This is a genomic window from Actinoplanes sp. NPDC051513 (assembly GCF_044454685.1).
Lineage (GTDB): Bacteria > Actinomycetota > Actinomycetes > Mycobacteriales > Micromonosporaceae > Actinoplanes.
Window position 1 is genome coordinate 94,045 of sequence record NZ_JBITDW010000013.1, and the last position, 20,805, is coordinate 114,849.

At 69.9% G+C, this 20,805-nt stretch carries 16 protein-coding genes; 7 read left to right on the plus strand and 9 right to left on the minus strand.

Annotated elements, in window-relative coordinates:
- Positions 1-15: 15 nt before the first annotated feature.
- From ACIA5D_RS33100 to ACIA5D_RS33110, 3 genes are all read right to left on the minus strand, one after another.
- Positions 16-987, minus strand: a complete 972-nt coding sequence (locus ACIA5D_RS33100; protein ID WP_396034296.1) for an alpha/beta fold hydrolase — start codon at positions 985-987, stop codon at positions 16-18.
- Positions 988-1,006: 19 nt separating this feature from the next.
- The gene (locus ACIA5D_RS33105) at positions 1,007-2,776 is read right to left on the minus strand and encodes an alpha/beta hydrolase (RefSeq protein WP_396034297.1); all 1,770 of its coding nucleotides are present in this window, start codon (positions 2,774-2,776) and stop codon (positions 1,007-1,009) included.
- 432 nt (positions 2,777-3,208) lie between these two features.
- The gene (locus tag ACIA5D_RS33110) at positions 3,209-3,721 is read right to left on the minus strand and encodes a HEAT repeat domain-containing protein (RefSeq protein WP_396034298.1); all 513 of its coding nucleotides are present in this window, start codon (positions 3,719-3,721) and stop codon (positions 3,209-3,211) included.
- A 238-nt stretch (positions 3,722-3,959) separates the two neighbouring features.
- Here ACIA5D_RS33110 and ACIA5D_RS33115 point away from each other — a divergent pair, with 238 nt between their 5' ends.
- From ACIA5D_RS33115 to ACIA5D_RS33130, 4 genes are all read left to right on the plus strand, one after another.
- On the plus strand, positions 3,960-5,420 hold the full coding sequence (locus tag ACIA5D_RS33115) for a protein kinase (RefSeq protein WP_396034299.1): 1,461 nt from the start codon (positions 3,960-3,962) through the stop codon (positions 5,418-5,420).
- 211 nt (positions 5,421-5,631) lie between these two features.
- The gene (locus ACIA5D_RS33120) at positions 5,632-6,351 is read left to right on the plus strand and encodes an LPXTG cell wall anchor domain-containing protein (RefSeq protein ID WP_396034300.1); all 720 of its coding nucleotides are present in this window, start codon (positions 5,632-5,634) and stop codon (positions 6,349-6,351) included.
- 245 nt (positions 6,352-6,596) lie between these two features.
- Positions 6,597-7,535, plus strand: a complete 939-nt coding sequence (locus ACIA5D_RS33125) for a zinc metalloprotease (RefSeq protein WP_396034302.1) — start codon at positions 6,597-6,599, stop codon at positions 7,533-7,535.
- A 433-nt stretch (positions 7,536-7,968) separates the two neighbouring features.
- Entirely contained in the window at positions 7,969-9,024 is a 1,056-nt protein-coding gene (locus tag ACIA5D_RS33130; RefSeq protein ID WP_396034303.1) for a Gfo/Idh/MocA family protein, read from the plus strand.
- Positions 9,025-9,393: 369 nt separating this feature from the next.
- Here the strand turns inward: ACIA5D_RS33130 and ACIA5D_RS33135 are convergent, their stop codons facing one another.
- Together ACIA5D_RS33135 and ACIA5D_RS33140 are read right to left on the minus strand one after the other, a co-directional pair.
- Positions 9,394-10,989 carry a glycoside hydrolase family 44 protein gene (locus ACIA5D_RS33135; RefSeq protein WP_396034304.1) on the minus strand — a complete coding sequence of 532 codons (1,596 nt, stop codon included), beginning with the start codon at positions 10,987-10,989 and terminating at the stop codon, positions 9,394-9,396.
- Between the two features lie 522 nt (positions 10,990-11,511).
- On the minus strand, positions 11,512-13,527 hold the full coding sequence (locus ACIA5D_RS33140; RefSeq protein WP_396034305.1) for an amino acid transporter: 2,016 nt from the start codon (positions 13,525-13,527) through the stop codon (positions 11,512-11,514).
- Positions 13,528-13,755: 228 nt separating this feature from the next.
- Here ACIA5D_RS33140 and ACIA5D_RS33145 point away from each other — a divergent pair, with 228 nt between their 5' ends.
- From ACIA5D_RS33145 to ACIA5D_RS33155, 3 genes are read left to right on the plus strand one after another with little or no spacing between them, the layout of a single operon-like run.
- A complete protein-coding gene (locus tag ACIA5D_RS33145; RefSeq protein WP_396034306.1) occupies positions 13,756-14,550 on the plus strand; it encodes an ABC transporter ATP-binding protein in 795 nt (264 codons plus the stop codon).
- 9 nt (positions 14,551-14,559) lie between these two features.
- On the plus strand, positions 14,560-15,321 hold the full coding sequence (locus ACIA5D_RS33150; RefSeq protein WP_396034307.1) for an ABC transporter permease: 762 nt from the start codon (positions 14,560-14,562) through the stop codon (positions 15,319-15,321).
- Between the two features lie 22 nt (positions 15,322-15,343).
- Positions 15,344-16,123, plus strand: a complete 780-nt coding sequence (locus ACIA5D_RS33155) for a MerR family transcriptional regulator (RefSeq protein WP_396034308.1) — start codon at positions 15,344-15,346, stop codon at positions 16,121-16,123.
- A gap of 103 nt (positions 16,124-16,226) precedes the next feature.
- Here ACIA5D_RS33155 and ACIA5D_RS33160 read toward each other — a convergent pair whose 3' ends face one another.
- From ACIA5D_RS33160 to tal, 4 genes are all read right to left on the minus strand, one after another.
- Positions 16,227-16,526, minus strand: coding sequence for a MerR family transcriptional regulator (locus ACIA5D_RS33160; protein ID WP_396034309.1), 300 nt, complete (start codon positions 16,524-16,526; stop codon positions 16,227-16,229).
- A gap of 804 nt (positions 16,527-17,330) precedes the next feature.
- Complete coding sequence (locus ACIA5D_RS33165) at positions 17,331-19,154, minus strand: glycoside hydrolase family 15 protein (protein WP_396034310.1); 1,824 nt, start codon at positions 19,152-19,154, stop codon at positions 17,331-17,333.
- Entirely contained in the window at positions 19,154-19,627 is a 474-nt protein-coding gene (locus ACIA5D_RS33170) for a hypothetical protein (protein WP_396034311.1), read from the minus strand. The genes ACIA5D_RS33165 and ACIA5D_RS33170 overlap by 1 nt, the downstream gene beginning before the upstream one ends.
- Position 19,628: 1 nt before the next feature.
- Positions 19,629-20,717, minus strand: a complete 1,089-nt coding sequence (gene tal, locus ACIA5D_RS33175; RefSeq protein ID WP_396034312.1) for a transaldolase — start codon at positions 20,715-20,717, stop codon at positions 19,629-19,631.
- Positions 20,718-20,805: the final 88 nt, after the last annotated feature.

Below are 20,805 nucleotides of genomic sequence, written 5' to 3' on the forward strand. Positions count from 1 at the left end.
CGACCCCTATGGTCCTCAACCGGCTGCCCGGCGCACAGCGAGCGTGGAGACGGCGCGGATGGCGTCGGACACGACCGCGGCGTACTCCGGCTTGGACACGAGGGTGTAGTGGTCCGCTCCGGCGACGGTGCGGTGCGAGCTGGTGGACGACAGGGACGTGAGCTCGTCCTGGAGCCGGGTGAGGATCTCGGCGTACCGGTCCTGCTCGGTCACGCTGAGCACCACGAGGGGTCGGTCGCCCAGGCCGCTCGTGGCGTTCACCTGGGCGCGTGACGTCCGCGCCCAGGCGAGCAGTCCGTCCGCGCCGGCCGACCATCCTTGCGGCCGGGCCAGGTACGCGCGCATTTCGGCGTACTCGCGGGCAGGCAGGCCGGCGATGAACGGCCGCTCGGCGCGGAACAGGCGCAGCAGGCCGAAGCGGGCGGCCAGGGCCGCCATCCGGTTGCCCAGCGCGACGGTCCGTCCGTCCCGGGACGCGGGGATGCGAGCCCACTGGTCGGGGTGCGACGAGTCCACCAGAACCATGCCGGCGACCTCGGCCGGGTACCGGTCGGCGAACATGCGGGTCACGAGCCCGCCGTACGAGTGGCCGGCCAGCACGAACGGCGGGCCGATGCCCGTGACTTCGAGGGCGGCATGCAGGTCGGCGGCGCTCGCCGCGGCGTCGAACGTGCCGCCGGGGTCGCTCCACCCGAGGCCGGCCCGGTCGTAGGAGACCACCCGGCGATCCTCGGCGAGCTCCCGCCGCACCCAGGCCCAGTTGGCCGACATCGATGCCATGCCGGCTTCGAGGATCACCGTGGGTGCCAGGCTGGGTTCGCCCGACACGACCAGATGAAGGCGGCGACCGCCCACGTCGACCAGGTCGCCAGGCGGCGGAAACCGGCGGCGGTCGCGCCGGCCGGCGATCGCCTGCCAGGACGCCCCCGCCCCGGCCAACGTCAGCATTCCCATCAGGACGGCGCCGGTTGCCTGGTACGGCTTCATGGGTCGGCTTCTCCCTGCGTCAGCGACGGGGCGCGGCGTCGAGCAGCGCCCGGAGACGTTCGGTGTCCTGGGCGCTCCAGCCCGGCGGCGGCAGCAACGCCGCCCAGCCGTCGGCGACGCCCGAGCCGTACACGTGTCCGTGGCCGGTGGGCACGTTGTTGGCGAACGTGATGTCCACGACGGTCTGCCAGAACGTGATGCCCGGATACCAGTGCATGTCCGGCGATACGTCCGGGCCGCGCGGGTGGTCGAGCCAATCGGGTGGCTGGATCAGGAGTTCCGGGCCCCACCAGACGATCGGGTCGGAGGAGTTCTGCAGGTACAGCACCTTTGGAGGCCGGCCGACCGACGTACGCAGCTCGGCCGGGCGCTGACTGAAGCGGACCGTGTCGTCGTTCTGGTAGACGGGACTCCACACCGGGCTGCCCCGGTCGCGCCCGTCCACCAGCGGACGCCAGATCGGGTTCACGAACGGCGGCCCGACCAGCAGTGCACCGTCCGCGCCGTCGGCCATGCTCCGCAGGCTCTGGAACGACTTCTCCGTTCCGTACGAGCCGAGGCTCTCGCCGAACAGCACGAGCTTGGGGCGGGACGCGGCCGGCAGCGCCGCCCACCTGGCGTGCACGGCGGCGATGAGCAGCGACGCCGTTTCGGTGACTTTGGACTGGTCGACCATGAGCGACAGCCAGCTCGGCAGGTAGGAGTACTGCATGGACACCATTGCGGTGTCGCCGGCGTACATGTACTCCAGCGCGCTCGTGACGTTCCCGTCCACCCAGCCGGTCCCGGTCGCGGTGATCACGGCCACCACCGCGCGGTCGAACGCCCCGGCCCGGTCCATCTCGCGAACCGCGAGGCGTACTCGTTCGCCGACCGTCGCCGCCGAGTCGAGTCCGACGTACACCCGGATCGGATCGGCGGCCGCCCGGCCGGCGAACCGGCCGAGATCAGTCCGGCTGGGTGCCGTCGCGGCGAATTCACGGCCCTGCCGGCCCAGCGAGTGCCACGGCACCAACGAGGCGGGGCTGCCGGACAGCTTTCCCGAGGCCGGCGCGACGATGCCGGGGCTGGTGCTCCCGTTGGTCAGCGATGCCGCCTCGTTGGCGACGGCGACCGCGTTGCTCACCAGGAAGTCCTGGGTGAACCCGACGACCAGGTAGACGACGACCACGAGCCCGGCGGCGTAGGCGACCGGCTTGGGTACGAACCGGCCCAGGAACCGTGCCAGGCGGCGGGTGGCCAGCCGCAGCAGCCGGGCGATCAGCAGGATCAGCGCGAAGGTCAGCACGCTGACACCGACGATCCGGACGATGTCGTACGTCTCCATCCGCTCCATGCCCAGGCGTACGCGCAGCTCCTGTTGCCAGCCGGTGCCCAGGGCCAGGAACAGTAGGCCGAGCGGCGGGGTCACCACGATGAGCGCTGTCCAGGCGACCCGGGTCAGCTTCCGCGGCGGCTGCCAGAATCGCCCGGCGAGCGCGCCCAGCGTCGCGCCGGCGGCATAGCCCATGGCCGCGGTGAGCCCGCTCACGACACCCTGCATCAGCCAGGGACGCGGCAGCAGCGACGGCGTGAGCGACAGGCAGTAGAACACGACCGCCACGGCGAAGCCGGCCAGGCCCGGCGCCCGCCGGACCAGGCGGGTCCGCCGGAACGCCGCCCGCGGCCGGGCCGCGGCCGGATACAGCGGTTCGCCAGGCGCTCGGTCGATCGGCAAGCCCTGGCCGACCCGTGTCAACGACTCGAGGACGTCGGTCGCCGCGGATCCGAACCGTGTTCGCCCGTTCATGCCGACCTCGTTTCGAGCTGGGCGTCCGCCGGGACGATGCCGAGAAAGTAGATCGTCCCGTCGGGACCGGCCGCCGGCCATGGATCGCCGGCGGATCGGCCGGGTTGACGGTGATCGCCGGCTCGATCTCGTCGCCCGCGATGTGGGTGCCGTCCAGCGCGGCTCCGGGACGGCCGGCGGCGAACGGGCTGTGCCCGGACACGACGCGGGGCTGCACAGCCTTGATGCGCCGGCCCGGCGGCCAACAGACCGATTCGTCGGACCCGGAACAATGTGGAGATCATTGCTGCCTCCCATCGCCGCCGAGCAGATAGCTCGGGCGGGTCGGCAGGGTCCGGGCCGAACACTGACGCCACGCTAACCCTGCAGGCTGTCCGCATTCAAGCGGTTCCACGCGCCGCAACTGCCAGGCAAGCCGACGTGTCGTGCAGGCTAGCGAGGCGGTTTCTCGTCGGCCCAGCGATCCAAGGTCCGGGCTGCAGCGCGGCCCAGCTCGGGGTCGCCGGCCAGGCGGCGGAGCAGGTCGGCATGGCGGTCGGCGGGGCCGGCCTCCACGACCGCGGCCAGCGCGTTGTGCCGTACGTTCAGGTCGTCGTCATGCAGCAGGGTGACGGTCAGCGCCTCGAAGACCGGCGGGTCGTCCAGATAAGGCCCGAGGGACATGGCGGCGTACTGGCGGACAAGCTCGTCGTCCTCCCGCAGCGCCGCGGCGATGGCTCGCCCCGCGTCGCGCCGGGCGTCCAGCGTCGGAGGTGGCCACAACCGCAGGATCTTCATGCACTCGATGCGGGCGAGATCGTACTCGTCGGGGTCGGCGGTCACCGCGGTGAGGAACGCGATCACTTGCGGATCCGCAACATGCTCGTCGAGCGCGGCGACCGCCTCGACCTTGACGTCATCGTCGGACGTCGACCGAAACCGCTCGATGAGACGATTCTCCAGCACCCCAGACCTTCCGCTCACCGGACCCTGCGATCGACGATGATAGGCGGCGCCCGGAACAACTGCGCCTTCACCCGATTCGACAACAGCGCGCCGCCCAACTTCCGGCCTGCCGGGGATGCTGCCCGCCTCCGCCAGAGCCTGCCGGGCACGCTTCGCCCGGTGCTGCCGGGTGTAACACGCCGTCGGTGGGACGCGCTCTTCTCCTGCGGCGTTATCGGCGAAGCGGAAGGACAGCGGCATGTCGGATCACGTGTTGGGCGGGCGGTACCGGCTCCAGCGCCGGCTGGGTCACGGTGCCACCGCCACCGTGTGGCAGGCATGCGACACCCGCCTCGACCGGGGCGCGGCGGTGAAGATCCTGGACGGGACGGCCCGGGCCGACCCCGCGGCCCTGGAGCGACTGCGACGCGAGGCTCGGTCGGTGGCTCGGCTGACACACGACCACATCGTCGGGGTGTACGACGTCGACATCGCCGACGACGCCGCGTACCTGGTCATGGAGTTGGTGGACGGCCAAAGCCTGAGGGAGGTGATCGCGATGCAGCGACGCCTGCCGGTGGCGCAGGCGGTGTCCATCGGCGTTCAGATCTGTGACGCGCTGGGCGCGGCGCACGCGGCCGGCGTCGTTCATCGCGACATCAAGCCATCGAACATCCTCGTCGACGCGTCGGGCTTGGTGAAGGTCTGCGACTTCGGCGTCGCGCTGCTCGACCGGGCCGCCGGCGACGCAGCGCTGACCGGCGCCGGCTCCGTCGTGGGGACCTGCCAGTACATGGCGCCCGAGCAGGCGGCCGGTGACCCGATCGACGGCCGCGCCGACCTGTACGCGGTGGGCTGCGTGCTGTACGCGATGCTGACCGGCGCCCCGCCGTTCAATGCGGACCATCCGATCGACGTACTGGAACTGCACCTGAGCGAACCGCCGGTGCCGTTGCGTGCTCACCGCGCCGACGTACCGGCCGATCTGCAGCGGCTGATGGACGAGATGCTGGCCAAGCACGCCATCGACCGGCCCGTGACGGCCTGGTCCGTCCGGGACCGGTTGCGGGCGATCGGCGAGTCGGCGAGTCCAGTGCCCGCCGCAGCCGCGCTCACCATGACGCTCCCGACGGCGGTGGGCCGGCCAGAGGGGAATAATCCCCGGACGACGGTGCTCCCCACGCCACACGCTCGGCGGCGGCGCCGGTCGGCGCCGGACCGGGCGACCCTGCTGGCGGCCGCCGCGATCGCCACCGTCATGCTGGCGACGGCCCTGGTGGTGACCCTGTCGGCCGTTGGTGAGCGGCCCGACCGACCCGCCGGCAAGCCCGCGCCGGCGGCGTCGAAGGACACCGCGACCGCCGAAGCGGCCTCACCAGAGCCCTCGTCAGCCCTGGCTGCCAAAACGTCGCCCGCGCCGCAGGCATCCACCGCCACCTCGGCACCCGTACGCGCCAGGCCGATCGACCAGCTCGCCGGCCTTGCCACGCTGCTCCAGCGGGAGGCCGACACGGGCCGGTTACGGCCCAAGGTCGCCAAGGCGCTGCTGCGCCAGCTCGAAGGCGCCGCCCGGGCCTTGAATGCCGGTCAGACCGCCGAAGCGGCCGGGCGATTCGACGACTTCCGCGAGCGGGTGAGCGAGCTTGACGAGCAGGGCCAGCTCGCCGACGTTGCGTTGCCGGACCTCGACGGGATCGCGGCTTCTCTTCGTGCGGGGTGAAGGATCATATGATCGACCATGGACATATCGGGGCGGGCACTGGTCGGCCCGGTGGCCGGTACCGGCCCTGGGCGTTCGGGACCCGCTTCGTGTTACACCTGATCGGGGTACAGACCGGCCATTTTTGTCAATCTCTTCGGACGATCGTCGGGCAGGCCAAGCTCTATGGATCATGTGACGTCCCCTCGTCGTCACTTTCGGAGCATCAGCCATGCGGACTTTCGCATTCCTGCGCGCCGCGGCCGCCGCAGCGGCCGGCGTCGCCACGTCTTTCACCTTCGCCGCCGCGGCAAATGCCTCGGAAGGATCAATTAGCATCAATCCGGGCAACGTTCCGGCAACCGCCGCGCACTACGAGCACGATTGCGACCCGAAACTCGGCGGCGGCCCGTATCCCGGCAAGGACGTCTGGGTCTTCAACCTGCCCGGCAACAAGGACCATTCGGGCAGCTTCACGTCCATCGACGCCGTGTTCGACATCGACGGCGACGGCAAGAGCGACACCACCGTGGTGGTTGACGCGGGCGCCGCGGACGGTGACGACATCGTCGAGATAGGGCACAGCAAGGCGTACGCCATCACGGACGCCGGTTGGACCCTGCTCGGCGCCAGCGCGACCGTCACCGGTGGCGCCGAGTTCTTCGTGCTGACCCACACCTGCGCCGCCAAGCCCACCACGACCCCGACCGAGGGCACCCCGACCGAGGGCACACCCACCGAGGGCGCCCCGACCAAGGGAACGCCGGCCACCACATCAGCCGGGCCCACCGCGACCAGCGAGGGCGCCGGCGGCAACGGCAACGGCGGCGCGGCCTCCGGCGGCTTGCCCATTACCGGCGCCAACGCCGGCGGAGCGGCCGCGCTCGGCCTGGCCCTCATCGGCGGCGGCACCGCCCTCGTGCTGCGGCGCCGGCGCCGCTTCGTCGCCTGACCGTCAGCCTGGTTTCCTGACCGTCGGCCATAACGCATTAATCGCCCGCCAGAAGCTGAGGGGCAGCCGGAGACCCGGCTGCCCCTCAGTGGTTCATCATTCGCCGCGCCGCAGGCCGGCAGCGCGTCCTCGGATTCGCCGCCAAGTCAGAAAAGTATCTTCCCGTGATTCGATGCCCAGCAAGGTCCGTCGAATGACCTTGCGCGGCGGAGACCCCGCCGCGCCGGTCGACGAAAGGTGCACCGATGCGCGCAAGATCAACCATGCGGCTGGCTGTCCTGACCGCCGCCGCGGCCACGGTCGCGGCCACCACCACCGCCTCCGGGACGGTCGCCACAGTGTCGGCCGCCTCCGCCGCCGTCTCGGCGTGTGCCGGCAGTGGGGCGCGGGTGGCCGAGGGCGCCACTGCCCAGGAGCCGGCGCTCTACCCCGACAACGAGGCGAACGCCTACGGCGTGATCAAGGATTCACCCCGGCTGCCCAACGGCAGCGTCACCGTGCCGACGGTCTTCCACATGATCTCGGATCACCCGCTCAGCGCGGCGCAGACGAGCCGGTTCACCACCATGATCACGGCACAGATGACGGTTCTCAACGATTCGTACGCGGGCCGCACCGCGCCGGACGCCTCGGACACGCCGTTCCGGTTCTCGCTGGTCAACACCACCTGGACGGTGAACAGCAACTGGTACACGGTCGTGCCCGGCAAGAACGAGCGCGACATGAAGAAGGCCCTCTACACCGGCGACGCCCGCACCTTGAACGTGTACGCGGCGAACATCGGCGGCGGGCTGCTCGGCTGGGCCTACTTCCCGAAGGGCTACAACCACGGCCGCGACTACATCGACGGCGTCGTGATGCTCGACGAGTCGATGCCCGGCGGCACGGCCGGCAAGTACTCCCTGGGCGACACCCTGACCCACGAGGTCGGGCACTGGCTGATGCTCGAGCACACGTTCGCGCACGGCTGCTCGGCGGCCGGCGACTACGTCGCCGACACGCCGAAGGAGGCCATCCCCCAGTTCGACTGCCCCGTGGGTGCGGACACCTGCGCCGCGCCCGGCCTCGACCCGATCCACAACTTCATGGACTACTCCCAGGACTCCTGCATGAACATGCTCACCGCGGGCCAGGCGGATCGCATGAGCGACGCCTGGGTGGCGTTCCGCGCCGGAGGCGTCTGACCGCTGTGTACCAAAGGCGAGGGGTTGACCGGCGCCGCCGGTCAACCCCTCGAAGTAGATCGGCGGTTCTTCTCGGCGGTGCCGGCCTCCCCGACCCGGCACGCGGGCTGGTCGCCCGCGAGGACCGGCGCTGGATCTGCACCCGAATTAGATGAACCTCTCAGGGCGTGCCTCCGCGCCGCGGAACAACCGCGCCGCGGAACAACCGCGCCGCGCAGAAAAGAGCGGCGAACCCCCGCCGCGCGTTACCGGCCACCGGCCGGGTGAGGGCGGGGCCAGACCGGCATCCGTACGCGCAGCGACACGCGATCTACAGCACACCTGTCGGCCGGTGGTGAAGCCGGACCGGTCGGGGCAGCCACGAACCGGGCCACCCCGCCCGCTCCGGTTGCCCGTCGCGCGGTCGGCACCGGGCGGACTAACGTACGTGGCCATGATCCCGGCCGCTCGCTTCGCACCCGCCGTCGCACCGCCGGCGGAAGACCCGGACGTTCCCGTCACCCGGGTCGCCGTCGTCGGTACCGGCGCCTGGTGGGGGCTTCAGCACGCTCAGACGTTCGCGGCCCGGCCGGACACCCGCCTCGTCGCGGTGGTCGGTCGCGACCCCGGGCGGACCGCCGCCCGGGCCACCCCGCTCGGGGCCACGCCCTACGTCGACCTCGACGAGATGCTCGCCGCAGAGTCACCCGACCTGGTCTCGGTCTGCCTGCCCAACGAGGGGCATTTCGCTCCAACGCTACGGCTGATCCGGGCCGGCGTCCCGCTGCTGGTCGAGAAGCCACTGACCTTCTCTACGAGCGAGGGACGGCAGCTGATCGCCGAGGCGCGCAGCCGTGACCTGTTCCTGGCGATCAACTTCAATCACCGGTACGCGCGGCCGGTCCGGATGGCCGCGGCCGCGATCGCGGGTGGCGACCTGGGCGATCTGGTGTTCGCGAGTTGGCGCTTCGGCGGCGAACGGGGCACCAGCGCCCACCCGTACGCGAATCTGATCGAGACTCAGTGCCACGGCTTCGACATGCTGGAACACCTTTGCGGGCCGATCGACTCGGTCGCCGCCCAGGTGACCGACGACCGGGCCACACTCGCGGTCGCGCTGCATTTCGCCGCGGGGGCGGTCGGCACGCTCCTGGGCAGCTACGACTCGTCATACACCTATCCCGGCACGCATTTGCTGGAAGTGAACGGCACGGCCGGTCGGCTGCTGGTCGAGGACACTGTGCGCCGGTACGTGTTCAACCGGGCCGGCGACGAGACTGCTCAGGTGTGGCAGGCGGGCTACTTCAACGACACCGACCGCGACTTCCACGCCACCTTCGACCGTTATCTCGACGACCTGCTTCCGGCTCTGCGCATGGGTGCCGCTCCGCCGGTGCCGGCCACGGCGGGGCTGCGCGCGTTGCAGTTGGCCGAGGCGGTGATCCGCTCCGCCGAGACCGGGCGGCGGGAAGCCGTGGACCACGATGAACCAGTGGTCACCGAGTCATAGGAGGTCGCGCCGTCGGTTCGGGCGAGCCGACCATGGCCCGAGTTTGGCGCCACGCCGTCCTGTCGATCTTCAGCGCCGCGCGTGACGGTCGCGGTCGGGCTGGGCGCGGCCGTCCAGCACGGCGGCGACCGCTCGGGCGAGCGGGTCGTCCCCGACTCCGCTCTCGCCGCCACCGCCGCGTCGAACTCGGCATCCGCGGCGCGATCGCCGTCGACCGGCAGATGCAGACCAACCTGCCCGGACACTGCGGCGCTGAGGTCGCCAAACGCGTCGACACCTAACCTGTTCGATCAGCTACGGCGCTACCGTCGACGACATTGCCGACCTCGTCTCTCCTCCACCCCGCCCTTGCCGGAAATCACGATCATGTCAACGTCGCGGAAGAACCAGCAGCGTGATGGAGTTGGCCGGATACGTCGCGTCGATCGTGCACCGGTCCACCGCGAGGTCTCCGCCACGGACGATCGAGGTGAGATCACCCGGGCTGTAGGTGAACCGCTGGGCCGTGCCGTTGCTGTTGAAGCCTTCGATCGACAGCGGCGATGTCAGGTCACCGCCCGTCTTGTTGATGATCATGAGGGTCAGTGCCTTGTCGGAGGAGCGTTGCGTGGCGTAGATCGCCAGCTGGCCCTGATCGCTGCTGGCGGACGACACGCTCACGTCGCCGAAGCGGCTCCCTGCGCCGTCGTAATTGCGGTACATCCGGAACGAGTAGGCGCCCGGTTGCGTCGGCTGGGGTTCGCCCCAGATGGTGGCGAGATCGAGACCCTCGCGCCCGAAGATTCCGAGGACGTCGGCCTGCGCCAATGCTCCGTTGATGTCGTCCAGCGCACCCCAGTTGTATTCCGTGATCGCAACCTTGGTGCCGGGGTAGTACTGCGCGACCCACGCCTTCATCGTGCGGATGAACTGCAGCGGCGGCGCGTTCACCCCGCTCGGGCCGATCCATGACTCATCGACGTACGTGGGATCCCACAGCGAACGGGTGGATCGCAGCCGCAGCGCATTGGCCTCCGGATCCTTGCCGCCGCTGATCTGCGGGTAGTAGTGCTGGTCGAAGTAGTTGAGGAAGCGCCTGCCACTGTGGGCGTCGCTGAAGTCCTTCATGTTCTTCAGGTACCACTGCGAGAGGTTGAGCCCGCCGTGCGCGGCCGCGTCGGCACCCGGCGCACACCCGTCCAACCCGGATGCCAGCCACTCGCAGTAGCCCCAGCCCGACGGGCCGAGAACGGCCGCGCTCGGATCGGCCGCCTTGATGGCCGCGGCCGTCGCCGTACCCTTGCTGCCCAACTCGTCGTAGGTCACTGCCTCGGGATGCACGTCGCGGTGCGTGGAGCTCCACAGCACCGGCTCGTTGTCGAGCTCGTAGATCCGCACACCACCCTGCGCCGCCGTGCCGAACTGGCTCACCAGATGCGACACCATCTCACCGTCGAACGACGCGCCGGCCTGGACCGAGGTGTCGGTCGGATCGGCCCCGGTGAGGTTCGCGCCGTCGAGCTTGCCGTTGCCGCAGTTGGCGTCCCACGGGTCGAACCCGTCCTGCGCCGGGAAGCGGGTCGCCGGGAAACCGCAGTTGAACGGGTGCGACGAGGGCGAGTCCTTGGCCACCCATCCGATCATCGGCACGGCGACGATCTGCTTGGTGCCGCGGTCCCGGTTGGTCTTGACGAACGACTCCACCGTGTTGTCCGGCCCGGCGACGATGTTCTCGAAGTACCAGTCGCTGCCGGTGTTGTAGGTGTGGTTCGTGAAGTTGTAGCGGCTGCTCGCGTTGCCACCCCAGCGCGCCACCGGCATGCCGATCTCCGCGGCGAGCGCCGGGTCGGCTCCGTTCAGGCCGTAGATGTCCGGACTGATCGAATGCCGGGCGGCGGAGGCGTTCACCGACAGCGTGAGCCCGGCGGCCGCTGCGGCCGGGCCCGACACGGCCTCGGCGGCCGAGGTGGCCGCCACGAGTGACACCACTGCACCGATGACCGTGACCGATCGAGGCTTGCGCCGCCGTTGAGGACCCATCACGTCTCCCGCAGTCGATCAATAAATAGATGCTGGTCTATTGGAAGGGTGACTGCTCGCCGCCCGGTAGTCAAGCGGCGGGGCCCGCCTGGGCAGAACCGGTTCATCTGCGCTGCGTCCGGGGCGCCCAAAGTCGGGAGGACAAGGACCGTGCCTTGTTTGACGGGTGTCCCGGCGGCCGTTTGCCCGCCAGACGGTTGACGCAATCGGAGATCGCCTGAACCGGTTCAGAACCTGAGCATCGGGTCAATACCCTGTAGCCGATCATCTGATTTACCTCTCGCCGTCACGGTCGTCGCCAGGTTCGCCTCGGCACCTAGATGACGGGAGACCGCAGTGGTGGGCGAGTTCAGCCTCGAGTTTGATGACCGGTTCCGCGTCGCCGTGCGGCACCAGCGTGGGGCAGTCGATGCGCTCGACGTCCGCGAGGGCGGTCCGGTATGCAGACGGTGACCAGCGAGGCGCCGGTCAGGCGCCGACGTGGATGCCGGGGCGGCGATCCGGATCGGGTTCGTGTTTGCGGATGATCTCCCGGACCACCGGGGCGGTGTCGCCGCGCCCGAGCAGGAAGTAGCGGACCATGTGCACGAGCGGGCTGCCTTCCGCCCAGGCGAAGTAGCAGTGTGGCCGCACTCCGGTGGCGTCGCGCAGGGTCAACAGGATAGCGGCGATGGCGTTGGGCGCGGCCGGAGCGTCGGCGCGCAGCATCCGGTGACCGTCGATCTCGACGCCGTGCACGGTGAGCGTGTCGCTGAACTCGGACGGGTCGATGACGTCGATCTCCAGGAACAAGATGTCCGCGGCGCCGGGAACGGGATTGTCGCCGCGCTGTTCGCGTTCTTTGAGCCGGTACTCGGTGGCGTCCCCAGCCTGCCGCCGATTCGCGATGATGTTGATCTGCCCGTCGTGGGCAAGGGTTTCGGTGATGAACCGGCGGGTGTTGTCGTCGAAGACGATCCGGTCGGTGCGCAGCTCGGTGGTCCGGGTGACCCGCGAGATCAGCGAGACGGTGATGATGCCCGCGATGAACAACGCCGAGATCGTGAGCCCATCCGGCTTGTCGATGACGTTTTCCACCAAGGCGTAACCCAGGACCAAGGTCAGCAGCGCGAAGCCGATGCCGGCCGGCCGATGGCGGGCGCGTACGGCGGACACCGTCACCGCGAACGCGCCGGAGACCATCATGGCCAGGATGCCGGTCGCGTACGCGCCGGCTTGGGCATCGACGTCAGCGCCGAACGCGATGGTGATGGCGATGCTGATCGCGGTGTAGACGAGCACCACCGGCCGCACCGCGCGGCCCCACTCGGGCGCCATGCCGTACCCGGGCAGATAACGGGGCACGATGTTGACCAGCCCGGCCATCGCGGAGGCGCCGGCGAACCACAGGATCAGCACGGTGCTGATGTCGTAGACACTGCCGAACACCTCCCCGAGCTGCTCGTGGGCAAGCCACGCCAGCGCCCGGCCGTTGGCCTCACCGCCCTCGCCGAACTGATCCGCCGGAATCAGCAACGTCGTGACCACGCTGCTGGCCAGCAGGTAGACGCTCATGATCACCGCGGCGGCGGTGAGCAGCTTGCGCGTGTTGCGGATCCGCGACCGCAGCCGCTGCTCGGCGTCCGCCCCGTCGGACGCGACCAGGGGCATCATGCTCACCCCCGTCTCGAACCCGGACAGACCGAGCACCAGCAACGGGAACGCCAGCACCGCGGGGACGACGAGGTCACCGAACCCTCCGCCGCCGGCCGTCAACGCGGAGGTCCAGTCCGACCACGCCGACGGCGAGCCGGCGATCTCGGCCAAGCCGGCGACGATGATGACGGCGTTGAGCCCCAGGAACACCGCCACCAGCGGGATCGCGACGACGACCGCCTCGCTGAACCCCAGCAGGAACACCCCGCCGAGTATCAGCAGCAGCACCACGGTGATCGCTACCTCGTGGCCGTCCAGGAAGCCGGGAGCGTGCGGGTTCTCCACCACATGCAAGGTCGCGTCGGCCGCCGACAAGGTGATCGTGATGATCCACGACGTGGCGACGAAGCCCAGCAGCACCAGCACGAAGATCTTGCCGCGCCAGAAGGGCAGCAGCCGCTCCAGCATCGCCACCGAACCGGCGCCGTGCGGGCTCTCCCGCGCCACCCGCCGGTACATGGGCAGCATGCCGAACAACGTCAACGCCACGATTAGCAACGTGGCCAACGGCGACACGGCACCGGCAGCCGCCGCCGCGATCGCTGGCACGTAAGCCAGGCTCGAGAAGTAGTCCACCCCGGTCAGGCACATCACTTGCCACCACGGGTGCTGCTCGGCATGCGCCTCCCCGGCGGCCGGCCCGACCGGCTGAACCCGATGCCTGAGCAACCACCGCGCCAGGCCGTTGGCCGCCGGCGACGGCCCGGCCGACTTCTCGACCACCGCCGGCACCGCCGACTCGTCACCCGCCTGCGGGGTCGTGCTCCGGCTACCCGCATCCTCTGTCACAGCCGAGAACGCTACGACATCCCAGGATCCACACCGCCACGGCGGCCCCGGTTCGGCGAGGCGGAACATGCATGACCGCCGCCATGTCACGGTTGATACAGCATTGAGCTGGCCCGGGTCATATGCGTCTGGCCGGCGGAAAGCCCGTTCGCGGCTGCCGCAGCGGGAGGAATCGACTGCACCGCGGGCTTGACCCTGACGCTGCGTCAACCCTCCATGCTTGCCGTCATGACCAACCCACCAGCAACAGATCAGGCGCCAGGCCCGGCGATCCACGTGCGGGGCCTGGAGAAGTCGTACAAGGAGCTGCACGTGCTGCGCGGCGTAGACCTCGACATAGCGCGGGGCAGCATCTTCGCCCTGCTCGGCTCGAACGGCGCGGGCAAGACCACCGTGGTGCGGATCCTGTCCACACTGCTCAAGGCCGACGCCGGGACGGCCCAGGTCAACGGCTTCGACGTCGCGACCCAGGCCGCCGACGTGCGCGAGTCGATCAGCCTCACCGGGCAGTTCGCGGCGGTCGACGAGATCCTCAGCGGGCGGGAGAACCTCGTCCTGGTCGCCCGGCTGAGGCACCTCAAGCGCCCGGGCACGATCGCGGACGATCTGTTGAAACGCTTCTCGCTGACCGAGGCGGGCGCCCGCCGGGCCGCGACGTACTCCGGCGGCATGCGCCGCCGCCTGGACATCGCGATGAGCCTGATCGGGAACCCGCCGGTCATCTTCCTCGACGAGCCGACGACCGGGCTGGACCCGGAGGCCCGCATCGAGGTCTGGCAGGCCGTCAAGGAACTCGCCCAGGGCGGCACGACTGTGCTGCTCACCACGCAGTACCTGGACGAGGCCGAACATCTGGCCGACCGGATCGCAATCCTGAACCAGGGCCGGATCATCGTCGACGGCACCCTCGCCGAGCTCAAGCAGCTGCTGCCACCGGCCAAGGTCGAGTACGTCGAGAAGCAGCCCTCCCTGGAAGACGTCTTCTTCGCGGTCGTCGGCGACACCGCCCCGGACAAGAACTGAGGAACGACGATGACCACCTACTTCTTCGCCGACACCGCCGTCCTCACCGGCCGGACCGTGCGCCACGTAACCCGCAGCCTGGACACCATCATCACGACCGCGATCACGCCGATCGCCATGTTGCTGCTGTTCGTATACGTGTTCGGCGGCGCGATCGACACCGGCTCGGTCAAGTACGTCAACTACCTGCTTCCCGGCATCTTGCTCATCACCATCGCCTCCGGCATCTCCTACACCGCGTTCCGGCTGTTCACTGACATCAAGGGCGGGATCTTCGAGCGGTTCCAGTCCATGCCGATCGCCCGGTCGGGTGTGCTGTGGGCGCATGTCCTTACGTCGCTGGTCGCCAACCTGATCTCGCTCGTGCTGGTCTTCCTGGTCGCGCTGCTCATCGGCTTCCGCACCGGGGCGGGCCTGCTGGCGTGGCTCGCGGTCGCCGGCATTCTGATCCTGTTCACGCTCGCGCTGACCTGGCTCGCCGTGATCCCCGGCCTCACTGCGTCGTCCGTGGAGGGCGCGAGCGCGTTCGCCTACCCGCTCATCTTCCTGCCGTTCATCAGCTCGGCTTTCGTGCCCACCGAAACCATGCCCGGCCCGGTGCGCGCTTTCGCCGAATACCAACCGGTGACCTCGATCGTCAACACGATCCGGGACCTGTTCGCCGGGCAGCCGGTGGGCACCGACGTCTGGATCGCCCTCGCCTGGTGCGTCGGCATTCTCGTGGTCGCCTACATTTTCGCCAACCTGGCCTACCGTCGCCGGATCTCCTGAGCAACTGGAGGAGGATCGGAGCATGCTGACGATCGGTCAACTGGCGGCCTATGCCGGTGTCACCGTACGGACGGTGCGGCATTATCACCAGATCGGCCTGCTGCCCGAGCCGCAACGGGACGCGTCGGGCTACCGGCGGTACGGCGCGAGCGCCGTCGTGTCGCTCATCAAGGTCCGCACCCTGGCCAACGCCGGCGTCCCGCTGTCCGAGATCGGCCCGATGCTCGAGGCCGACGTATCGGCCTTCACCCAGGCGATCGATCGGATCGACACCCACCTGCGCGACGAGATCGCCCGGCTGGAGACCAGCCGCAAGCAGATCGCGCAGCTCAACGCCGGCGACAGCCTGGTGCTCCCGCCGGAGGTGGCCGAGTACCTCGACCGCCTCCGGGAGATCGGGGCGTCGGAACGGATGGTGCAGGGCGAGCGGGACGGGTGGATCATCATCGCGGCCCGCTGGCCCGACCGCATCCACGAGTTCATGCCCGCGAAGTTCGCGCAGCTCGACAATCCGCTGCTCGTCCGGCTCTACCGGCTTCTGTCGGAGCTTCTCGACAGCGACACGGTCGACGAATCACGCCTGGAGGAGGCCGCCGACATCATGGTCGGCCTGGCCGAGCAGGCCTACGCCGCCGGCGAGACCGGCATGGGCGATCTGGAGCAGGACGACCTGCCGTTCGACCTGCTCGACGGGCTGGCCGACGAGGCCGACCCCCGGGCGGAGCAGCTGCGGGAACTGATGCGCAAGCGTGGCTGGTCCGGATGGAATCGGATGGAACGGCTGACGGAGCCGCCCGGCTGACATTCCCGGGCGCCTTCGGCTACGGCATCGCCCGCGCCTACGCCGGGCACACCGACAAACCGGCCTGTGATGGCAGCGCTGGGCTCAGCACCGCGACGATGGCTCAGGAGTGGTGCTCGTGGTTGTGACGCAGGGCTTCCTCGAGTTGGTCTTCGAGGATGATGATGCGGCAGGCCGACGCCATATCGGTGCCCTGGTCACACATCTCGCGCGCCCGGGCGGCGAGTCGGATCTGGTAGCGGGAGTAGCGGCGGTGCCCGCCCCCGGAACGGAACGGGTCGATCAGCTTCGCTTCACCGAGCCGGCGCAGGAAATCCGGCGAGCAGCCGATGATCTCTGCGGCCCGGCCCATCGTGTAGGCGGGGTAGTCGTCGTCGTCGAGCATGTCGTCGGGTTGGGCCATGCACTCCTCCAGAACGAGGGCCCCGGCACTGTGTAAGCGCCGGGGCCCAAGGGATACGGACTGATACACCATCTACCGACAGGAACGTCGGATTGTCGTTTCCACACCAGCCCTGAGAACGGGATTCGGGTGTGAGGACCGCATAAGCGTGACCGGAGACCACCTCTCGTTCGATGGAAACTGCGGTGTCCGCGCCAACCCATGAACCGGGGCCGGCAGCGGGCGATCCAACGGTGTAAGACCCTCCCTTTCCTCTGACTTCCTCTTCCATCGTGCTGTCCACCGGTGCCGGAACCCCACGCGACTTCATGGCCCCGAACACGTACGGCGAACCCCTTCCTACCTGTGGCGAAGCCCTGGAACCGAACTTCGGCCCCGCCACCTGAAACACCCGGGACCCATACGACCAAACCCGGGAACTGCTGAACTTCACTGTCACCTGCACTTGCCAGGCACATCCAACGGCGATGTGCCTGAGCCGGGTCGTTGTCGGTCCGGCTCCTTCACCTCAGTAGGCGGTGCTCGTCTGCGTCTTTAGTGTTTCTTTGCTCTCGACCGGAAGAACGTTAGCCGCCTGCGGCGAGAATGTCTAGCAACTCAGACATAGATTTTCTGGGCGACGATCCCTGATAACGAAGGACGCCCGGATCTACGCTCGGCCAGCCGTATCCCCCGAGCCGGTCACTTTCGCCGCGCCCGGCAACGCCGAACAGGGCTGAAATCAACCGCCCTGTGGTTGACCCGGGCGTACGCCATCACCACGCCGGCATGCGTGTCGCGTGGGTGAGCCGAATCAACAGCACATCACGGTGCGGCTGCCTTCGCCGTCCGGGACTGCCCGAGGCCGTCCCGGAGGGCGAGGGCAGCCTGGACGAGGGCAGCGTGGGTCAGCGTCTGCGGATAGTTGCCGAGGTGAGCGCCGGTCGCCGGGTCCATTTCCTCGGCGTACAGGCCGAGCGGACCGGCGTGGTCGAGCAGCGTCTGGAACAGCCGCAGCGCCTCCGGCCGGCGTCCGGTGCGGGCGAGGGCTTGGACGAGCCAGAAGGAGCAGGGCAGGAAGGCGCCTTCGGTGCCGGGCAGGCCGTCGCGTCCCGGTGGGTAGCGGTACAGCAGCGGCCCGCCGGCGGACAGCTCGTCGCGGATGGCGTCGATCGTGCCGCGCACCCGGGGCGAGTCGAGGTCGTCGATGCCCAGCAGCGGCAGGACGAGCAGCGCCGCATCGAGCTCGGTGGAGTCGTAGCTGCGAACGTAGGCCGCCCTGGCCGGATCGACGCCGCGGGCCCGGACCTCGGCGGCGATGGCCTCCCGTGCGTGCTGCCACCGCCGGCGCTGCCGCGCGGACAGCCGGTGGGTGTCGGCGATGCGCAGCGCCCGGTCCAGGGCGAGCCAGCCCATCAGCTTGGAATGCACGTGGTGCACGGCGTCGCCGCGGATCTCCCAGATGCCGGCGTCGGGTTCCGGCCAGCGGCGGGCAACCAGGTCGGCGAACCCGCGTACCGCCCGCCAGGTCTCGGAGTACAGGCGATGTCCCGCCCGTTCGAGCACCCAGGCGGCGTCGATCACCCAGCCGTAGCCGTCGAGTTGGTGCTGGTCGGCCGCTCCGTTACCGGTGCGCACGGGCACGCTGCCGGCGTAGCCGGCCCATCCGGGCAGCTCCCGCTCGCCCGGTGCGTGCCGGCCGTGCAGGGTGAGCAGCGCCGGCAGGCGGGGCCGCTGCAGTCGGCTGGCATGCAGCAGCCAGGCGAGGAAACCGCGGGCCTCGTCGAGTTTTCCGGCGCCGAGGAACGCGGCGACACCGATGCTGGCGTCGCGTGGCCAGACATAGCGGTAGTCCCAGTTCCGTACGCCGCCGGGATCCTCGGGCAGCGACGTGGTCGGTGCGGCGACGGGCGCCCCGGACGGCGAATAGGTGAGCAACCGCAGGGTCAGCAGGCTGCGCACGACGGGCTCGCGGAAGGGCAGCGCCGGGTCGATCTCGGCGGTCCAGGCGCGCCAGCGGGCCTCGTCGCCGGCGAGGAGATCCCAGGCCGCCGCCGGGTCCACGTGGACGAGGGGTTCGCGGTGGGCCACGGACATCACGAGGGTGAGCGGGCGACCCGGCTCGACGGTAACGGTGGTGTTCCGGCCCGGTTCGATGGCGAGGCCGGGTGCACAGGTCAAGGACACCGCGAGTGACCCCCAGGCGCAGACGAGGGCCGTTCGGTCGTGCCGGACCCGGGGCGGGCGGTGCCGTATGCCGAGGCGCGGGTCGAACTTCACGATGGCCTCGACCGGCACGTTCTCGGCGGACAGGCGCCGCACCAGCAGCGTGGCGGGTAGCAGTTGCCCGGCGACCTCGGCCACCATCGCCTCGGTGAGGGTGAGGCGGCCGCCGCCGACCGCCCAGGTCGTCTCCAGCGTGGCGGTGTGCCTCCGGTAGTCCCGCGCGACGAGCGGGGCGGAGCCGGCCGGACCGATCCGGAACGTTCCGGCCGGCGGGCCGCCGACCAGCCGGCCGAACAACGGCTCACCGTCGAAGTGGGGCACGCACAGCCAGTCGATCCCGCCGTCCGCGGCGACCAGCGCGGCGGTGCGGGTGTCGCCCAGCAACCCATAGCTGCCGATCGGACGGTGGGAGCGGGAGGTCATCAGCGCGCCTGCAGGAGGAGGCCGAGGACGACGCCATAGATCACGTGGGCGACGACCGCGACGGCGGGAGTTTGGACGCCGTAGTTGAGGGCGAACAGGCCGGGCGGCTCCAGCACAGCCGTGCTGGCCGGTCCGGCCCGGTGCGAGGCCATCCGCGGATGAACGCCCGGCAACAGCGGCAAGAGCACGCCGAGGGCAACGACGACGTGGAGGGCGCCCAGCAAGCCCCCGAGCCACCACGCGGGGTGCAGCAGGGCGAACGTCGCGGCATAGCCGAGGGCGAAGACCTGACCGGCGGCGAGATGGAGAAAGAACCCGGCGATCCGCGCACGGTCCGGGTCGGCGGTGACGAGCGTGCCCAGCACCAGGGGAAGGTCGAGACGGGTCAGCCCGGCCATCTGGGCAGCGATCAACACCGCGGTCAGTGCAGCCGTGGCGAGCAGCCCGAACAGCGCCCATCCGGCCCAGTCCATCTCAGCGGCGGTCGAGGTGGTCGGCCTTGGCCGCCAGCGCGGCGCGCACCTGCTGGTGCGAGGCGTGGAAGCCGGCGACACCCTGGTCCTCCAGGGTCTGTCCGACGTCGTCCATGTCGACGCCGGCCTTGGCGAGCCGGCGCATCAGCTCGGCGGCCTCGTCCACGGCGGTGTCGATGGTGCGGGTCGGCGTGCCGTGGTCGTTGAACGCGGCGATGGTGGCTTCGGGCAGGGTGTTGACCGTGTCCGGGCCGATCAGCTCGTCGACGTAGCGGGTGTCGGGGTAGGCCGGGTTCTTGGTGGAGGTGGAGGCCCACAGCGGCCGTTGCGGGTGTGCCCCGAGCGCGGCCAGGCGCTGCCACCGCTCGCCGGCGAAGCGTTCCCGGAACAGCCGGTAGGCGAGCTTGGCCTGGGCGATCGCCGCCCGGCCGAGCAGCTCCGGCTCCGCGAGCCGCCGGTCGACCTCGGTGTCGACCCGGCTGACGAAGAACGAGGCGACGCTGTGCACGCGCGACGGGTCGCCGCCGCGCTCGGCGAAGGCTTCGAGGCCGGACAGGTACGCCTCGACGATCTGCTCGTAGCGGGTCAGGGAGAAGATCAGCGTGATGTTGATGCTGCGGCCCTCGGCGATCATCGCCTGGATCGCGGGGACGCCCTCGGCGGTGGCCGGGATCTTCACGAACAGGTTGGGCGCCGCGATCCGTTCGTGCAGCGCGCGGGCGGCCACCAGCGTGGCCGCGGTGTCGTGGGCCAGCTCGGCGGCCACCTCCACGGAGACGAACCCGTCGGTCCCGCCGCTGGCGTCGAACACCGGCCGCAGCACGGCCAGCGCGCCGGTGGTGTCGTCGACGACCAGCTGCCAGTACGCGTCCTCGAGCGGCACCCCGGCCGCGATCAGGGCGGCGAACTGCTCGTCGTAGTCGGCCGATCCCAGGATGGCCCTGGCGAAGATGGTCGGGTTGGCCGTCACCCCGCGGATCCCGTCGGCGACCATCCGTTCCAGGGTGCCGTCGCGCAGGTAGCCGCGGGTGAGGTTGTCGAGCCACGGGCTCTGGCCGTACTCGGTGTAGAGGCGTTCCAGGGCGGTCATGGGCTTACCTTCCGACTCGGACAAACGCGTGCCCCCAAATTCTAAAAACATGATTTCCGTACGTTAGAAAGCTAGGCTCGCATTCCCT

Coding starts and splice junctions, on each gene's coding strand:
- ACIA5D_RS33150 (WP_396034307.1), top strand. CDS start 14,560: ATGACCACCTACTTCTTCGCCGACACCGCCGTCCTCACCGGCCGGACC.
- ACIA5D_RS33170 (WP_396034311.1), bottom strand. CDS start 19,627: ATGGACTGGGCCGGATGGGCGCTGTTCGGGCTGCTCGCCACGGCTGCA.
- ACIA5D_RS33145 (WP_396034306.1), top strand. CDS start 13,756: ATGACCAACCCACCAGCAACAGATCAGGCGCCAGGCCCGGCGATCCAC.
- ACIA5D_RS33160 (WP_396034309.1), bottom strand. CDS start 16,526: ATGGCCCAACCCGACGACATGCTCGACGACGACGACTACCCCGCCTAC.
- ACIA5D_RS33100 (WP_396034296.1), bottom strand. CDS start 987: ATGAAGCCGTACCAGGCAACCGGCGCCGTCCTGATGGGAATGCTGACG.
- ACIA5D_RS33105 (WP_396034297.1), bottom strand. CDS start 2,776: ATGAACGGGCGAACACGGTTCGGATCCGCGGCGACCGACGTCCTCGAG.
- ACIA5D_RS33165 (WP_396034310.1), bottom strand. CDS start 19,154: ATGACCTCCCGCTCCCACCGTCCGATCGGCAGCTATGGGTTGCTGGGC.
- ACIA5D_RS33125 (WP_396034302.1), top strand. CDS start 6,597: ATGCGCGCAAGATCAACCATGCGGCTGGCTGTCCTGACCGCCGCCGCG.
- ACIA5D_RS33130 (WP_396034303.1), top strand. CDS start 7,969: ATGATCCCGGCCGCTCGCTTCGCACCCGCCGTCGCACCGCCGGCGGAA.
- ACIA5D_RS33115 (WP_396034299.1), top strand. CDS start 3,960: ATGTCGGATCACGTGTTGGGCGGGCGGTACCGGCTCCAGCGCCGGCTG.
- ACIA5D_RS33155 (WP_396034308.1), top strand. CDS start 15,344: ATGCTGACGATCGGTCAACTGGCGGCCTATGCCGGTGTCACCGTACGG.
- ACIA5D_RS33120 (WP_396034300.1), top strand. CDS start 5,632: ATGCGGACTTTCGCATTCCTGCGCGCCGCGGCCGCCGCAGCGGCCGGC.
- tal (WP_396034312.1), bottom strand. CDS start 20,717: ATGACCGCCCTGGAACGCCTCTACACCGAGTACGGCCAGAGCCCGTGG.